The 14,269-nt window shown below is 73.8% G+C and carries 13 protein-coding genes; 8 read left to right on the top strand and 5 right to left on the bottom strand.

Annotated elements, in window-relative coordinates; translation table 11 throughout:
- Nucleotides 1-25: 25 nt before the first annotated feature.
- The 3 genes from AB0N76_RS14765 to AB0N76_RS14775 form a co-directional block, all read right to left on the bottom strand.
- Nucleotides 26-436, bottom strand: coding sequence for a GntR family transcriptional regulator (locus AB0N76_RS14765; RefSeq protein ID WP_363556937.1), 411 nt, complete (start codon nt 434-436; stop codon nt 26-28).
- 99 nt (nt 437-535) lie between these two features.
- Nucleotides 536-1,252, bottom strand: a complete 717-nt coding sequence (locus AB0N76_RS14770; protein WP_363556939.1) for an MOSC N-terminal beta barrel domain-containing protein — start codon at nt 1,250-1,252, stop codon at nt 536-538.
- 99 nt (nt 1,253-1,351) lie between these two features.
- The gene (locus AB0N76_RS14775) at nt 1,352-2,095 is read right to left on the bottom strand and encodes a cyclase family protein (protein ID WP_363556941.1); all 744 of its coding nucleotides are present in this window, start codon (nt 2,093-2,095) and stop codon (nt 1,352-1,354) included.
- Nucleotides 2,096-2,229: 134 nt separating this feature from the next.
- Between AB0N76_RS14775 and AB0N76_RS14780 the strand changes: the two genes are divergently transcribed.
- From AB0N76_RS14780 to AB0N76_RS14805, 6 genes are all read left to right on the top strand, one after another.
- Nucleotides 2,230-2,895 carry a UbiX family flavin prenyltransferase gene (locus AB0N76_RS14780; RefSeq protein WP_363556943.1) on the top strand — a complete coding sequence of 222 codons (666 nt, stop codon included), beginning with the start codon at nt 2,230-2,232 and terminating at the stop codon, nt 2,893-2,895.
- A gap of 163 nt (nt 2,896-3,058) precedes the next feature.
- Complete coding sequence (locus AB0N76_RS14785) at nt 3,059-3,520, top strand: Lrp/AsnC family transcriptional regulator (RefSeq protein WP_350561705.1); 462 nt, start codon at nt 3,059-3,061, stop codon at nt 3,518-3,520.
- Between the two features lie 46 nt (nt 3,521-3,566).
- Nucleotides 3,567-4,529: a threonine/serine dehydratase gene (locus AB0N76_RS14790; protein WP_363556946.1), complete on the top strand. Its 963-nt coding sequence runs from the start codon at nt 3,567-3,569 to the stop codon at nt 4,527-4,529.
- A 62-nt stretch (nt 4,530-4,591) separates the two neighbouring features.
- Nucleotides 4,592-5,755 carry an aminofutalosine synthase MqnE gene (gene mqnE / locus AB0N76_RS14795; protein WP_363556948.1) on the top strand — a complete coding sequence of 388 codons (1,164 nt, stop codon included), beginning with the start codon at nt 4,592-4,594 and terminating at the stop codon, nt 5,753-5,755.
- Nucleotides 5,756-6,082: 327 nt separating this feature from the next.
- Nucleotides 6,083-7,045: a L,D-transpeptidase family protein gene (locus AB0N76_RS14800; RefSeq protein WP_363556964.1), complete on the top strand. Its 963-nt coding sequence runs from the start codon at nt 6,083-6,085 to the stop codon at nt 7,043-7,045.
- 184 nt (nt 7,046-7,229) lie between these two features.
- Nucleotides 7,230-8,174 carry a beta-ketoacyl-ACP synthase III gene (locus tag AB0N76_RS14805; RefSeq protein WP_363556950.1) on the top strand — a complete coding sequence of 315 codons (945 nt, stop codon included), beginning with the start codon at nt 7,230-7,232 and terminating at the stop codon, nt 8,172-8,174.
- A gap of 173 nt (nt 8,175-8,347) precedes the next feature.
- On the opposite strand, the gene AB0N76_RS14810 is transcribed toward AB0N76_RS14805, so the two are convergent.
- The gene (locus AB0N76_RS14810; RefSeq protein ID WP_266311629.1) at nt 8,348-8,995 is read right to left on the bottom strand and encodes a TetR family transcriptional regulator; all 648 of its coding nucleotides are present in this window, start codon (nt 8,993-8,995) and stop codon (nt 8,348-8,350) included.
- 457 nt (nt 8,996-9,452) lie between these two features.
- Here AB0N76_RS14810 and AB0N76_RS14815 point away from each other — a divergent pair, with 457 nt between their 5' ends.
- Nucleotides 9,453-11,813 carry a serine/threonine-protein kinase gene (locus tag AB0N76_RS14815; protein ID WP_363556952.1) on the top strand — a complete coding sequence of 787 codons (2,361 nt, stop codon included), beginning with the start codon at nt 9,453-9,455 and terminating at the stop codon, nt 11,811-11,813.
- A 73-nt stretch (nt 11,814-11,886) separates the two neighbouring features.
- Here the strand turns inward: AB0N76_RS14815 and galE are convergent, their stop codons facing one another.
- Nucleotides 11,887-12,870, bottom strand: coding sequence for a UDP-glucose 4-epimerase GalE (gene galE / locus AB0N76_RS14820; RefSeq protein WP_363556954.1), 984 nt, complete (start codon nt 12,868-12,870; stop codon nt 11,887-11,889).
- 259 nt (nt 12,871-13,129) lie between these two features.
- On the opposite strand from galE, the gene AB0N76_RS14825 reads away from it, so the two are divergent.
- Nucleotides 13,130-14,200, top strand: a complete 1,071-nt coding sequence (locus AB0N76_RS14825) for a trypsin-like peptidase domain-containing protein (RefSeq protein WP_363556966.1) — start codon at nt 13,130-13,132, stop codon at nt 14,198-14,200.
- The last annotated feature ends 69 nt before the right edge of the window (nt 14,201-14,269 follow it).

The following is a 14,269-nucleotide window of genomic DNA, read 5'->3' on the forward strand; positions in this document are numbered from 1 at the left end:
TGGATGGCGGTTCCGGCCGGTGGCGTCAGGCCTGGCCGGAACCGTGGGTGGGCGGCCGGTCGAGTGCGGTCCGCAGGGTGGTGTCGATGAGCGCGGCGATGTCCTCGCGGGCGAGTCCGGCGGCCCTGGCCTTGTCCAGCCAGACCACCAACTCCGCGCGCAGCTCCGCCTGGTGGGCCAGGGCCGGCCCGGCCAGGGTGCGGACGAGGAAGGTCCCCACGCCGGGCCGGCCTTCGGCGAGCCCTTCCAACTCCAGCTCGCGGTAGGCCTTGAGCACGGTGTTGGGGTTGATCGCCAGGGCCTGGGCCACGTCGCGCACCTTGGGGAGCCGGTCCCCCGGTTGCGCGAGTCCGACCCGCAGTGCCTGTTTCACCTGCAGGACCAGCTGCATGTACGTGGCCACCCGGGAGCGGCCGTCGAGCACGAACTCGATCACCAGTTGTTCTCCTGTCCTACGACAGTAAGACAGGATAGTCGTAGCTCAGTCAAGTGGTGTGGCGAGGCGGATGGTTGAGGAGGGAGTGCCGGGAGGGGGTCAGGCCAGGGAGAGGACGTCGCCGACGGTGAGGCGGCCGGGGGCGGCGACCTCGGCGAGGGCGTCCAGACGGGTGTCGTGGAACTGGGCGATGGCCTTGAGGATCTCCGGCGCGTGCGGCAGGCCCGGCTGGGCGGTGGTGGTCATCACGCAGCGCTCGCTGGAGCGGACGAAGGCGAGCCGGGCGCCGGAGCGGGAGCCGGCCCGGGCCTCGCGGCCGAACCACTCGTCCTCGACGAAGGCCGGGGTCCCGGGCGGGGTGCGCAGCAGGATGTTGGGGCGGAACCGGCGGACGTCCACCACGGCGGAGGGCGCGGCCTCGGCGACCCAGTCCAGGGTGGCGGTGGTGAGCACGCTGACCGGGAGCTGGTCGAAGTGCGAGATCGCGTCCTCGCGGGCGAGTTCGACGTTGTCGAGCTGGAGGTAGGCGCGCAGGAAGGCGGTCGGGTCGGCGACGGGCCGGCCGAGCGGGTCGAACAGCTCGGGGCCGTCGAGCCGGTGGCCGAGCCGGGAGGAGAGGCGGAGCAGGCCGTCCATCCGGCGGAAGCGGCGGGTGTTCTTGCCCGAGCCGAACTTGCCGTTGCCGTCGCGGACGGCGTAGAGGCGGTCACCGGCGAGCCCGCGGTCGTCCACCGCGACGGAGTCGAGCCGCTCGCCGCCGGTGGACTTCACGGGGTAGCGCCAGAGCTGCTCGATGACTCCGATGATCTCTGCCATGGCCGGACAGCGTACCGCCGCGCTCCGGGGATGGTCTAGACCAAGTGCCTTGTCGGGCAAGCACTTGCTCGGCTCGGTCCGGCGCCCGGGCCCGCCCGCTCACCCCAGCCGGGCCACCGCCCGGACCGGCGCGCCGTCCGCCGCCACCAGCCGGAGCGGGAAGAGCGAGACCTCGACTGGCCGCCCGTCCCGCTGCGCCTCCAGCAGCGGCCGCAGATCGGTCAGGTTCTCCGCGATCACCCCGCCGCCCGGCGCCCCGAGCAGCACCCGGTGCGCGGCCAGGGTGGGCTCCTCGGCGGCCGGCTGGTCGTGCTCGTCGGTGAGGTCGGCCAGCAGCGCCGCCACCGCCGGGTCGCCCGGGCCCGGATCGGGCGTGGGGTCGACGCTGAGCGCGTCCACGCCGACCGTGCGCACCCCGGCGGCGACGATCGCCGCCGCGGCCCCGGCGGTCAGGCTCGGGTGGGCGAGGTAGGCGTCGGTGCCCCAGTGCCGGGCCCAGCCGGTGGCCAGCAGCAGCACGGTGCCCTCGCCGGCCCGCTCCAGCGCGGGGGCGAGCTGCTCGGCGGTGACCTCGGCGCGCGGCTCCAGGCCGCGCAGGTCGGCGACCACCGCCGGGCCGGTGAACCGCTCCAGCGGCAGGCCGTCCAGGGTGGGCCAGGTGACGTCGACGTGGTACGGCGCGTCGACGTGGGTGCCGGACTGCGAGCCGAGGTGCAGGGCGAGCACGTTCACCCCGGCGGTGGCGGTGGTGAGCGCGGGCTCCAGGACCACGGCCGGATCGCCGGGGTAGACCGGCATCGCGGTGGTCACCTGGTGGGTGAGGTCGACGAGGGTCGCTGCCATGCCGCCCATCCTCCCAGGAGGGCCGGGCGGCGGGGCAGCCGTGCGAGGGGGGAAAGTAGGCGCTGGAGCGAAAACCCGGCGAAGGCCCGGAGCCGGACCGAAGAGCCGGAGCCGGCCCGGAGAGAGTAGGCAGCATGGAGCACCCGCAGCAGTCCGTCCGCCGGCCCTGGGTCGTGGGGGTGTCCGGAGCGTCCGGCACGCCGTACGCGGCCTCGGTGATCCGCGCGCTGCTGGCCGCCGGCGAGGCCGTCGACCTGGTGGTCAGCCGCGCGGCCCGGCTGACCATCCTGGACGAGACCGGCATCTCGTTCCGGGACGCGCACTGGCGCACCGACCTGGCCGCCTGGCTGGGCGTCCCGGAGGACGGCCTCGACGACGTCCGGTACTGGTCGGCGGGCGACTTCGCGGCCGGTCCGTCCAGCGGCTCCTACCCCGCGAAGGGCATGCTGGTGGTGCCCGCGACCACCGGCGCGGTGGCCGGGATCGCGCTCGGCCTCAGCAAGGACCTGCTCCAGCGGGTGGCCAGCGTCACCCTCAAGGAGCGGCGTCCGCTGGTCGTCTGCGTCCGCGAGGCGCCACTCAACGGGGTGACGTTGAAGCACCTGGTGGAGCTGGACGCGCAGGGCGCGGTCGTGCTCCCCGCCTCGCCCGGTTTCTACGCCGGCGGCTCCACCGTCCGCGAGCTGGTCGACTTCGTGGCCGGCCGGGTGCTGGACGCGGTCGGCGTGCCGCACGCCCTGTACCGGCGCTGGGAGGGCGAGTTGGGCGCGGCGGCGCGCGAGACGGAGCGTTCGTCCTGAGTTCCGGACCGGCGCACGCGGCCGGTCGGTCTGAGGGGGAGTGAGGCGGCGGAGGACGGGAGAGTATCTTCTCTGCGATATCCGGGTTGGTCCGAGCATGGCGCCTTTGAATCCGGATAATGATCTGTGGGTCTGGTGAGGTTCGGAAGGACGCGGACGGTATATGGACACGGTGGACAGGCAGCTCATCCAGGCGCTCCGGGAGAACGGCCGCGCGTCCTACGCCGAGCTGGGCCGGCTGGTCGGACTCTCCGGCCCGAGCGTCACGGACCGGATCAACCGGTTGGAGCAGGCCGGTGTGATCACCGGCTACCGCGCGACGGTCAACCCGGCCTCGCTCGGTTTCGGCGTCACGGCGTTGATCGGCCTCCAGCTGACCGACGCGGCCGACCACGAGGACGTCGCGTTCCGGCTGAAGGACCTGGGCGAGGTCGAGGACTGCTGGTTCATCGCCGGCGACGACTCGTACATGCTCAAGGTCCGGGTGCCGGACGTCGAGGGCCTGGAGTCGGTGGTGAAGCGGATCTCGGGCACGAAGGGTGTGGCTCGCACCCGTACGACCGTCGTACTCTCCACCAAGTGGGAAAGCCGGGTCAGCGAGCTCCCGCTCGCCGACGGGGAGTAGCCGGGCCCGGCCCGGGACGGACGAAGGCGGCGGGGGAATGACGGACATGGCACTGGTCTCACTGGCGGAACTGCACGCGGCCCGGGAGCGGATCGCCGGGGTCGCCGTGCGCACCCCGCTGGTCCCCGCCCCCTGGGCGGCGGACGGCGGGCGAAAGCTCTGGCTCAAGCCGGAGAACCTCCAGCCGACCGGGGCGTTCAAGACCCGCGGCGCCTACAACCGGCTCGCCGCGCTGAGCGAGGACGAGCGGGCCCGCGGCGTCGTCGCGCAGTCCAGCGGCAACCACGCGCAGGCGGTGGCGTACGCCGCGCAGCTGCTCGGGATCAAGGCCGTCATCGTCATGCCGGACACCTCGCCCGCGGTCAAGGTCGCCGGCACCCGCTCGTTCGGCGCCGAGGTGCTGCTGGTCACGCCGGAGGAGCGGGACACCGTGCCCGGCGAGCTGGCCGAGAAGCACGGCTACGTCTGGGTGCCGCCGTACGACGACCGGTTCATCATCGCGGGCCAGGGCACGGTCGGCCTGGAGATCGCCGAGGACGCCCCGGCGGAGCTGGACACCGTGCTCGTCCCGGTCAGCGGCGGCGGGCTGATCTCCGGCACGGCCGCCGCGCTCAAGCTGACCCGCCCGGGCATCCGGGTGGTCGGCGTCGAGCCGGAACTGGCCGCCGACGCGCAGGCCAGCCTGCGGGCCGGCGAGCGGCTCTCCTGGCCGGTCGCCGACACCTACCGGACCATCGCGGACGGGCTGCGCACCCCCTCGGTGGGCGTCCTGCCGTTCGAGCACCTCACCGCCTACGTGGACGACATCGTCACCGTCACCGAGGACGAGATCCGCGCCACCGTCGCCCTGCTGGCCCGGCGCGGCCGGCTGGTCGCCGAGCCGTCCGGCGCGGTCGCCCCGGCCGCGTACTTCCACCGCGCCGCCGAGATCGGCGGGACGGCGGTGGCGGCCGTGGTCAGCGGCGGCAACATCGATCCGGCGTTGCTGTCGGAGCTGCTCGCGGGCTGACCGGAACGGGGGCGTACGCTCGTTCCGGCAACGATTCGAAGTCGGAGGAGGCGGGGCACCGCATGGACGCAGGGCTCAAGCGCGAGCTGGAGGCGAAGGTCTACGCGGGTGAGCGGCTGACCCGCGAGGACGGGATCGCGCTCTACGAGAGCGACGACCTGGCCTGGCTGGGCGGGCTCGCCCATCACGTGCGGACGCGGAAGAACGGCGATGTCGTCCACTTCAACGTCAACCGCCACCTCAACATGACGAACGTGTGCAACGCGTCCTGCGCGTACTGCTCGTTCCAGCGCAAGCCGGGCGAGAAGGACGCGTACACGATGCGCATCGAGGAGGCCGTCCGGCTGGCCAAGGCGATGGAGGTCGACTCCCTCACCGAGCTGCACATCGTGAACGGCCTGCACCCGACCCTGCCGTGGCGCTACTACCCGCGCTCGCTGCGGGAGCTGAAGGCCGCGCTGCCGAACGTCTCGCTGAAGGCCTTCACCGCCACCGAGATCCACTGGTTCGAGAAGATCAGCGGCCTGCCCGCCGACGAGATCCTCGACGAGCTGATCGACGCCGGTCTGGAGTCGCTGACCGGCGGCGGCGCGGAGATCTTCGACTGGGAGGTCCGCCAGCACATCGTCGACCACGACACCCACTGGGAGGACTGGTCGCGGATCCACCGGCTCGCCCACAGCAAGGGCCTCAAGACGCCGGCCACCATGCTGTACGGCCACATCGAGGAGCCCCGCCACCGGGTGGACCACGTGCTGCGGCTGCGCGAGCTGCAGGACGAGACCGGCGGCTTCCAGGTCTTCATCCCGCTGCGCTACCAGCACGACTTCCACGACTCCAAGGACGGCGTCGTCCGCAACCGGCTGATGGACCGCACCGAGATGGCCACCGGCGCCGAGGCGCTGAAGACCTTCGCGGTCTCCCGGCTGCTCTTCGACAACGTGCCGCACGTCAAGGTCTTCTGGGTGATGCACGGCGTCACCACCGCCCAGCTGGCGCTCAGCCACGGCGCGGACGACATGGACGGCTCGGTCGTCGAGTACAAGATCACCCACGACGCGGACAACTTCGGCACCCCGAACAAGCTGAACCGCGAGGACCTGCTCGGCCTGATCCGGGACGCCGGGTTCCGGCCGGTGGAGCGCAACACCCGCTACGAGGTCATCCGCGAGTACGACGGCCCCGACCTGGGCCGTCGGGAGACCCCGCAGGCCATGCGGCTCTGACGCCGAGACCGCCCGGGCCCCTCGTCGGGCCCGGGCGGTCGTGTCTTCACCGGGTCCGCACGGCCCCCGGGTTTCCCAACGGGGCCTCGGTTTGGCAGGATCGGCCACATGTCCGGTTCCCATCGCGCCACCCCGTACCCGTCGTACGAGCCGATGTACGAGCCGGTGTACGAGGTACCGCAGCAGCAGTACGAGGCGTCGTACGAGACGCCCTACGAGCCGTTGTACGAGGACCAGGGCCACCTCGGGGACGGCTACCGGAGCCTCGCCGAGCACGACGTCTACGACCAGCCGTTCCAGGCGTACGGCGCCGAGCCGGAGCCGACGGTGGCGCCCGAGGCCGTCCCCCTGCCGCCGCAGCGGACCGCCGCGCCCGCCGCCGGGTCCCGGGCGGCCGCCCGCGGCCACCGGCGCAAGCCCAAGAAGAAGCGCACCGGCCGGGCCGTCACCGCCGGCACCGCTCTGCTGCTGGCGGCCGCCGCCGGCTGGTACACGGTCGGCAACGACCCCGCCGAGCCCGGCCCGGCCAGTGCCGGCGGCCCCGGCCCGGAGGGCGTCAGCGCCCCGGACCGGCCCGTCCCCGCGGAGCCGGTGGCCGACCAGGCCTCGCCGACCGCCGCCCCGGCCGCCCAGGCCGCCGACGCCCGGCAGGCCGACACCCCCGCCGCCGGCCGCAGCGAGGCCCGCGCGGACGGCTCGGTGGCCGCGATACCCGGCCTCGGCGCCGCCTTCACCGCCCGGATACCCGCCGCGACGACGCAGGTGGTGCTCGCCTCCGGCGAGGGCAAGGACACCAACCGGGCCGCCGTCACGCTGTGGACCCGCACCGCCGAGGGTCGCTGGCTGGCCGGCGAGACCTGGCAGGGCCACAACGCGTTCAAGGGCTGGACCACCGACCACAACGAGGGCGACCTGCGCAGCCCGATCGGCGTCTACGAGCTCACCGACGCCGGCGGCCGCAAGGCCGACCCGGGCAGCCGCCTCCCGTACGACAAGGACCCCAACTTCGTCGTCTCCGGGACCGGCTTCGCGGGCGAGCAGCTGGCCGGCTCCTTCGACTACGTGGTCGCGATCAACTACAACCGGGTGGCCGGCAACTCCCCGCTGGACCCGCGCCGCCCCAACGGCTCGTCCAAGGGCGGCGGGATCTGGATCCACGTCGACCACGGCGGTCCGACGCACGGCTGCGTGTCCGTTCCGGAGGAGAAGATGGCCCAGCTGATCCGCACCCTGGACCCGGCCGCCCACCCGGTGATCGTGATGGGCGACGCGGCCTCGCTGGCGGCCTGACCCCGCCCGGAACGCCGTCCGCCGCCCCGGTTCGGCCCGCTGACCGGCCCCCGGACCGCCCGCCCGGCCGGGCCGGGGCCCAGGCGCCGCAACGCCACTTGTCGGCCTCCTACAGCTTCCCGGCGCGGATCCTGTAGCCGGTCGCGCCCGACTGACCAGTGGGTAACCGGGTTGAGTGGGCAGTATGACCGGTTCGCGCATCGTGGCACTCGGCCACTACCAGCCCCCCAAGGTCCTCACCAACGACGACCTGGCGAAGCTGGTCGACACCGACGACGAGTGGATCCGCAGCCGGGTGGGCATCCGGCAGCGGCACATCGCGGAGGACGAGACCGTCGTCGACCTCGCCACCGAGGCGGCGCAGAAGGCGCTGGCCAACAGCGGCCGGTCGGCCGCCGAGGTCGACCTGGTCGTGGTCGCCACCTGCACCGCGGTCGAGCGCAGCCCCAACACGGCCGCCGCCGTCGCGGCCCGGCTCGGGGTGAAGGCGCCCGCCGCGTACGACATCAACACGGTCTGCTCGGGCTTCTCCTACGCGCTGGCCACCGCCGACCACGCGATCCGGGCCGGGGCGGCGCGGCGCGCCCTGGTGATCGGCGCCGAGCGGATGTCGGACACCCTCGACTGGACCGACCGCTCCACCTGCGTGATCTTCGGCGACGGCGCCGGGGCGGCGCTGGTCGAGGCCCAGGAGGAGGGCGCCGAGCCGGGCATCGGTCCGGTGGTGTGGGGCTCGGAGCCGGAGCGGGGCGACGCCGTGGTGATCACCGGCTGGGACCCGGTGATCAGCCAGCAGGGCCAGTCGGTGTTCCGCTGGGCCACCACGCAGATCGCCCCGCTGGCCCGGCAGGCCTGCGAGAAGGCCGGGATCGACCCGTCCGAGCTGAAGGGCTTCGTGCCGCACCAGGCCAACCTGCGGATCATCGACGCGATCGCCAACCGGCTGGGGGTCACCGACGCGGTGGTCGCCCGGGACGTGGTGGAGTCCGGCAACACCTCGGCGGCCTCGATCCCGCTGGCCTTCTCCAAGCTGGTCGAGCGCGGCGAGCTGGCCCCGGGCGACCCGGTCCTGCTGTTCGGCTTCGGCGGCGGCCTCGCCTTCGCGGGCCAGGTCGTGCGCTGCCCCTGACAGCACACATGCCGGTGGGCGGTCACCCTGACGGGGTGGCCGCCCACCGGCATGTCGTGGCGCGCTGCGGACCGCCGGCGGACCTCCCCCGAGGACACGGCCGCCGTCCGTCGTACCCCGGACAGGAGGCCGGGGCGCGCGCGAAGCGGAAGGGTGGGTTGGAGCGGATCGGTCTACTTGGGCGCCTTCTTGCCGGTGACGCCCAGGTACACCAGGGGAGCGAGGTTGGGCTTGAGGTCCTTGACCTTGACGCCCCAGGAGGTGAAGGCCTTCTGGTGCTCGGCCGCCGAGGCGAGCAACGAGACCAGAGACCCGGCGACGGCGGCCGGATCCAGCGACTTGTCGGCCTGTCCCTTCGCCTGGAGTTCCTTGACGGCTTCCGTGAGCGGCTTGGCGACCGCGTTGAGGACCGTCATGCGGATCTTGAAGAACCGCTTGTCCCCTTCGGCGGCACCGAGCGTGACCACTCGGAGAATGGCGTCGTTCTTGCGCCAGAAGGCGAGGAATCCGTCGACCAGTTCTTCCGAAGTGGCCGTGCCGGACTTCCCTGCCCAGGACTTTCCGGCCACCAGCTCTTTGAGGGTGTCGGCGTCCTTGGCCATTTCCTCGGCGATTTCGAGGACGGCGCCCTCGACATCCGGGAAGTACTGGTAGAAGGTCGCGGGGGAGGTACCCGCCATACGGGCGACGTCGATGACCTTGACGTCCCGATAGGGCGACGTGCTGAGCATCTCGCGGAGGCAGTCGAGCAGCTTCTGCCGCGTCTCCTGTCCGCGTCGCCCGGCGACGCGACCGTCGACGGTGCGAACTTGTCCTGTCATGCCGTCAGCTTACCGTGGCCCGATCTTGGCGCGATTCGGTGATGTGACAATTACTCCGCACGGGGGTTGGTATAGGGCTTCGGGGGGCTTCGGACGGATATAAATCGGCCCCCGGAGGCCCTCTTGACGCCCCCCCGTGCACTGTCGACGCCATAGGGTGACGACCCCTCCGCTGAGGGGTGTTCCGGTAACGGAACGTGACCATCTGGGGTGGGGTGTGAGCTGCCCCTCCTGGGACTCCCGGGCGTGTCGCGCGCAAGCCACCGCCGGAGCGCACGTCAGAATCCGGCCGTTCCGGAGCCGCTGACCGGGCGGTGGGCCCGCCCGGGGGCCGCATACCGCTCTGGGCGGGGGAGGTTGGAGATGGACCGGGCGGCATTGGAGAATCGGGTCCGGCACCACGCGGCGGGTGTCCGGCACCACGCGGGCGGTGCGGAAGACGGGGAGGTGGCAGCGGGTGGACCAGCTGACGGCGCACGATCCGAGGCGGATCGGGCCCTTCGAGGTGCTGGGGCGGCTCGGCGCGGGGGGAATGGGCCTGGTCTACCTGGCGCGATCGCCCGCCGGTCGGCGAGTGGCGATCAAGACCGTGCGGGCCGAGCTGGCCGAGGACGAGCTGTTCCGGGTCCGGTTCGCCCGTGAGATCGCGGCGGCCAAGACGGTCGGCGGTTTCTACACCGCGGCCGTGGTCGACGCGGACGCGGACGCCCGGGTGCCCTGGCTGGCCACCGCGTACGTCCCGGCGCCGTCCCTGGAGGACCTGGTCACCGAGTGCGGGCCGCTGCCGGTCGGGGCGGTGCGCTGGCTGGTGGCCGGCATCGCCGAGGCGCTGCAGTCGATCCACGCCGCCGGGCTGGTCCACCGCGACCTCAAGCCGTCCAATGTCCTGGTGGTCGAGGACGGCCCCCGGGTGATCGACTTCGGCATCGCCGCCGGGGTCTCCAGCACCCGGCTCACCATGACCAACGTCGCGGTCGGCACCCCGGCGTACATGTCGCCCGAGCAGGCCCGGGACAGCCGCGGCGTGACCGGCGCCAGCGACGTCTTCTCGCTCGGCTCGCTGCTGGTCTTCTGCGGCACCGGGCACCCGCCGTACCGGGGGGCCAACCCGGTCGAGACGGTGTTCCAGCTGCTGCGCGACCAGCCGGACCTGTCCGGCCTGCCGGTCGAGCTGGTGGACCTGGTGCGGGCCTGCATGCGGCCCTCCCCGGAGCACCGGCCGACCCCGGAGCAGATCCAGGCCGAGCTGGCCCCGCACCTGTTCTCCCGGGACGACGCCTCCGGCGAGGCCGGGGACTGGCTGCCGCCCGACGCGCTCGCGCTGATCGAGCGCAAGCGCGGCCGCCGCCAGCCGCCGCCGGTGGCCGTCCCGGCCGCCCCGGTGCAGCCGCCGGTCGTCCCCCAGCCGGTGCCCCAGCCCGGGCCGCAGCCGGTGCCGCACCACCCGCCGCACCAGCAGCACCAGCCGCACCGGCCGGTCCCGCCGCAGGCCGGGCCGGTGCACACGGCGCCGCTCGGCCCGGACGCCGAGGTGGCCACCGAGAAGCTGGCCGCCCCCAGCCGGCACCGCCGGCCGGGCGCCGACGGGAACGACGCCGAGGTGCAGCTGCCCGGCGCCCTGGTCCGGATAGGACCGGGGCCGCGCGCCGAGCAGACCGGCTCGGGCGCCGCGCCCGCCGAGACGGACTGGGTCCGGCGGATCACCCCGCCCCCGGTCCGGGCCGCCGCCCGCTGGCGCCCCTGGCGGTTCCGGATGTCCAACGACGTCTGGGGCACCCCGGTGGTCGCCGACGGCACCCTGTTCGTCTCCAGCTTCGAGGTGCACGCCCTGGACATCGGCTCCGGGCAGCGCCGCTACAAGACCCGCGACGTCGCCTGGGCGCTCGCCGTGGACGCCGGCCGGGTGCACGCCGCCGACGGCCCGCACCTGTACACCGTGGACGTCGCGGACGGCACCGAGCGCTGGCGGCACTCGCTGGACGGCTGGGTGTACTCGCTGGACGCCGCCGAGGGCGTGCTCTGCTGCGGCGTCCGGGGCGGCGGGGTCCAGCTGCGCTCGGCGGCCAACGGCGCCGAGCTGTGGCGCGCCGACGACGCCCAGCAGGACTACGAGAACCCGCAGTCCGGCCCCGCCCTGGTGGGCGGCGCGGCCTACTACTACGGCGGCGGGCGGCTGCGCTGCGTGGACCCGCGCGGCTCCGGCCTGCGCTGGTCGGTCCCGGTCGGCGAGGACGTGCCGTCCCGCCCGGTCGAGCGCTCCGGCGTGCTGTACGTGACGGCCGGCACCCGGGTCTACGCGCTGGACGCGGCGAGCGGCGCCGAGCGGTGGCGGTTCGAGGCCCCGGTGGTGCTGTTCACCCCGCCGGCGCTGGACGCCGACGCGGTCTACGTCGCCGACTACCTCGGCACCGTCTACGCGCTGGACGCGGCCACCGGCCGGGACCGCTGGCGGGCCCGCACCGGCACCCGGCAGGGCGCCGAGCCGGTGGTGGTCGGGGACGGCATGGTGCTGGTCGGCAGCGGCGAGACGCTGTACGCCTTCGAGGCGGGCAGCGGCCGGGAGCGCTGGCGGTACTCCGCGCGGGGCGAGATCGTCGGCTCCCCGGCGGTCGCCGACGGGCTGGTCCACCTGGGCAGCCGGGACCACTCGCTGCACACCCTGGACCTGGCCGGCGGCCAGCTGCGCTGGGAGCTCGGCACCAAGGGCGAGCTGACCGGCTCGCCGGTGGCGGTCGGCGGGAAGGTCTTCGTCGGCAGCAAGGACCGCTGCGTGTACGCGCTGGACGCGTTCTACGGCACGGCGGTGCCCTCGCACTGAGGGCGGCGGGGGCGGGGGTGGGGCGGGGGCCGGAGCCCCCGCCGTGCGTCCCGCGTGCGGGCCTCCGAGGGGCCTACGCGCGGGCCTCCGGGTGGCGGTGGCACCAGCCCTCCCAGGCCGAGGCGACCATCTCCTCCACCCCGTGCCGGGCGGTCCAGCCCAGCTCGTGGTGGATCAGGTCGGCCGAGGCCACCACCCGGGCCGGGTCGCCGGCCCGGCGCGGGGCGATCTCCGGGGTGGTGTCGTAGCCGGTGACCTTGCCGATCACGTCCAGCACCTCGCGGACGCTGACGCCCTCGCCGCGCCCGATGTTGAGGGTCAGCCGGGTCGTCCCGGCCGGGTCGGCGGCCAGCCGGCGGGCCGCCGCGACGTGCGCCGAGGCGATGTCGGCGACGTGGATGAAGTCGCGGACGCAGGTGCCGTCCGGGGTCGGGTAGTCGGCGCCGAAGACCCGGGGGGCCCGGCCGGCGGTGAGCCGTTCGAAGACCATCGGGATCAGGTTGTAGACGCCCGCGTCGGAGAGCTCCGGCGCGGCGGCGCCGGCCACGTTGAAGTAGCGCAGCGACGTGGTGGACAGGCCGTGGGCCCGGCCGACCGAGGAGACCAGCCACTCACCGGCCAGCTTGGTCTCGCCGTACGGGTTCATCGGCGCGCAGGGCGCGGACTCGGTGACCAGGTCGACGTCCGGCATGCCGTAGACGGCGGCGGAGGAGGAGAACAGGAAGCGCCGCACCCCGGCGTCGACCACCGCCTCCAGCACGGTCTGCAGGCCGGTGAGGTTCTCCCGGTAGTAGTAGAAGGGCCGCTCGACCGACTCGCCGACCTGCTTCTTCGCGGCGAAGTGCAGCACGCCGCGCACGTCGTGCTCGCGCAGCGCCGCGTCGACGGCGGACCGGTCCAGGGTGGAGCCCTCGATCAGCGGGACGCCCGCCGGCAGCCGCCCGCCGGCGGCCGTGCTGAGGTCGTCCAGCACCACGACCCGCTCGCCGGCGGCCACGAGCTGCTGCAGCACGTGCCTGCCGATGTATCCGGCACCACCGGTGAGCAACCAAGTCATGGCCGGAATCCTATGTCCGCCGCGGGTCGGAGACGGTGGGCGAGTCGGTGCGGGCTATTCGGACATTTCGGTGAAATGCTGACAAAGATCTCTGCGTCGCGTTCGCGCGGCCCGCCGTGGCCGTGCGCTGAGGATTCCGGAGGCCGTCCCGGTGAACCGCAAGAAGGAACCCACCCGTCCGATTCCGGCCGGGCCGCGCCCGACCGGGCCGAAGGCGTTCGGCGGGCACCCGCGCGGGCCGGGGGCGGTCGCCGTCGCCGTGCTGGCCGCGCTGGCGCTGGCCGGGGCGGCCGGGTGCAGCAGCGGTTCGTCGTCCGCGTCCTCGTCGGGTCCGTCCTCGGGCGCGTCCGCGGCGCCGTCCGGGGTCTCGGCGGCGCCCGCCGACCAGCCGGGCGGCGCCAACCAGCTCCAGGACGCCTACCAGAAGGTGATCAAGGACGTGCTGCCCTCGGTGGTGCAGATCACCACCGGCACCGGCCTCGGCTCCGGGATCGTCTACGACGACAAGGGCGACATCGTCACCAACGCCCACGTGGTCGGCTCGGCCACCGCCTTCACCGTCACCCTGGCCGGCAGCACCAAGCCGCTGGACGCCACGCTGGTCGCCAGTTACCCGGACTCCGACCTCGCGGTGATCCGGCTGGGCAGCCCGCCGAACGGACTCAAACCGGCCAAGTTCGCGGACTCCACCAAGGTCGAGCTGGGCCAGATCACCCTCGCCATGGGCAGCCCGCTGGGACTCTCCAGCAGCGTCACCCAGGGCATCGTCTCGGCCACCGGCCGGACCGTCTCCGAACCGCGCGGCAACGGCTCGCCGGGCGCCACCATCGGCAACATGGTGCAGACCTCGGCCGCGATCAACCCCGGCAACAGCGGCGGGGCGCTGGTCAACCTGGACAGCCAGGTGATCGGCATCAACACGCTGGCCGCCACCGAACCGGAGGCCAACGGCGCCGCCGCCCCGGGCATCGGCTTCGCCATCCCGGCGTCCACCGTGACCAGCATCGCCGACCAGCTGATCAAGGACGGCAAGGTCACCAACTCCGGCCGGGCCGCGCTCGGCATCACCGCCCGGACCTACTTCGACCAGAGCTTCCGCCCGGCCGGCGCCGCCGTGGTCGCGGTCTCGCCCGGCGGCCCGGCCGCCTCGGCGGGGCTCCAGCCCGGGGACGTGATCACCAGGATCGGCGACACCGCGGTCGACTCGCTGAACTCGCTCACCACCGCGCTGGCCTCGCTCGCGCCCGGCTCCAAGGCCACCGTCGGCTACACCCGGGACGGCCAGGCCAAGACCGCCGAGGTCACCCTCGGCACCCTGGAGAGCCCGTAGCGGCCCCCTAGGCCCCCGGACGGCGGCCGGCCCGCACCGCGCAAGGGTCTGCGGCCCGGCCGCCGTCCG

This window comes from Kitasatospora sp. NPDC093806, from assembly GCF_040683335.1.
In the GTDB taxonomy this organism is placed as follows: Bacteria; Actinomycetota; Actinomycetes; order Streptomycetales; family Streptomycetaceae; genus Kitasatospora.

Excerpts from the sequence above, each read along its gene's own strand:
- AB0N76_RS14805 (WP_363556950.1), top strand. The coding sequence starts at position 7,230 with ATGACCGGTTCGCGCATCGTGGCACTCGGCCACTACCAGCCCCCCAAG.
- galE (WP_363556954.1), bottom strand. The coding sequence starts at position 12,870 with ATGACTTGGTTGCTCACCGGTGGTGCCGGATACATCGGCAGGCACGTG.
- AB0N76_RS14790 (WP_363556946.1), top strand. The coding sequence starts at position 3,567 with ATGGCACTGGTCTCACTGGCGGAACTGCACGCGGCCCGGGAGCGGATC.
- AB0N76_RS14785 (WP_350561705.1), top strand. The coding sequence starts at position 3,059 with ATGGACACGGTGGACAGGCAGCTCATCCAGGCGCTCCGGGAGAACGGC.
- AB0N76_RS14775 (WP_363556941.1), bottom strand. The coding sequence starts at position 2,095 with ATGGCAGCGACCCTCGTCGACCTCACCCACCAGGTGACCACCGCGATG.
- AB0N76_RS14770 (WP_363556939.1), bottom strand. The coding sequence starts at position 1,252 with ATGGCAGAGATCATCGGAGTCATCGAGCAGCTCTGGCGCTACCCCGTG.
- AB0N76_RS14780 (WP_363556943.1), top strand. The coding sequence starts at position 2,230 with ATGGAGCACCCGCAGCAGTCCGTCCGCCGGCCCTGGGTCGTGGGGGTG.
- AB0N76_RS14810 (WP_266311629.1), bottom strand. The coding sequence starts at position 8,995 with ATGACAGGACAAGTTCGCACCGTCGACGGTCGCGTCGCCGGGCGACGC.
- mqnE (WP_363556948.1), top strand. The coding sequence starts at position 4,592 with ATGGACGCAGGGCTCAAGCGCGAGCTGGAGGCGAAGGTCTACGCGGGT.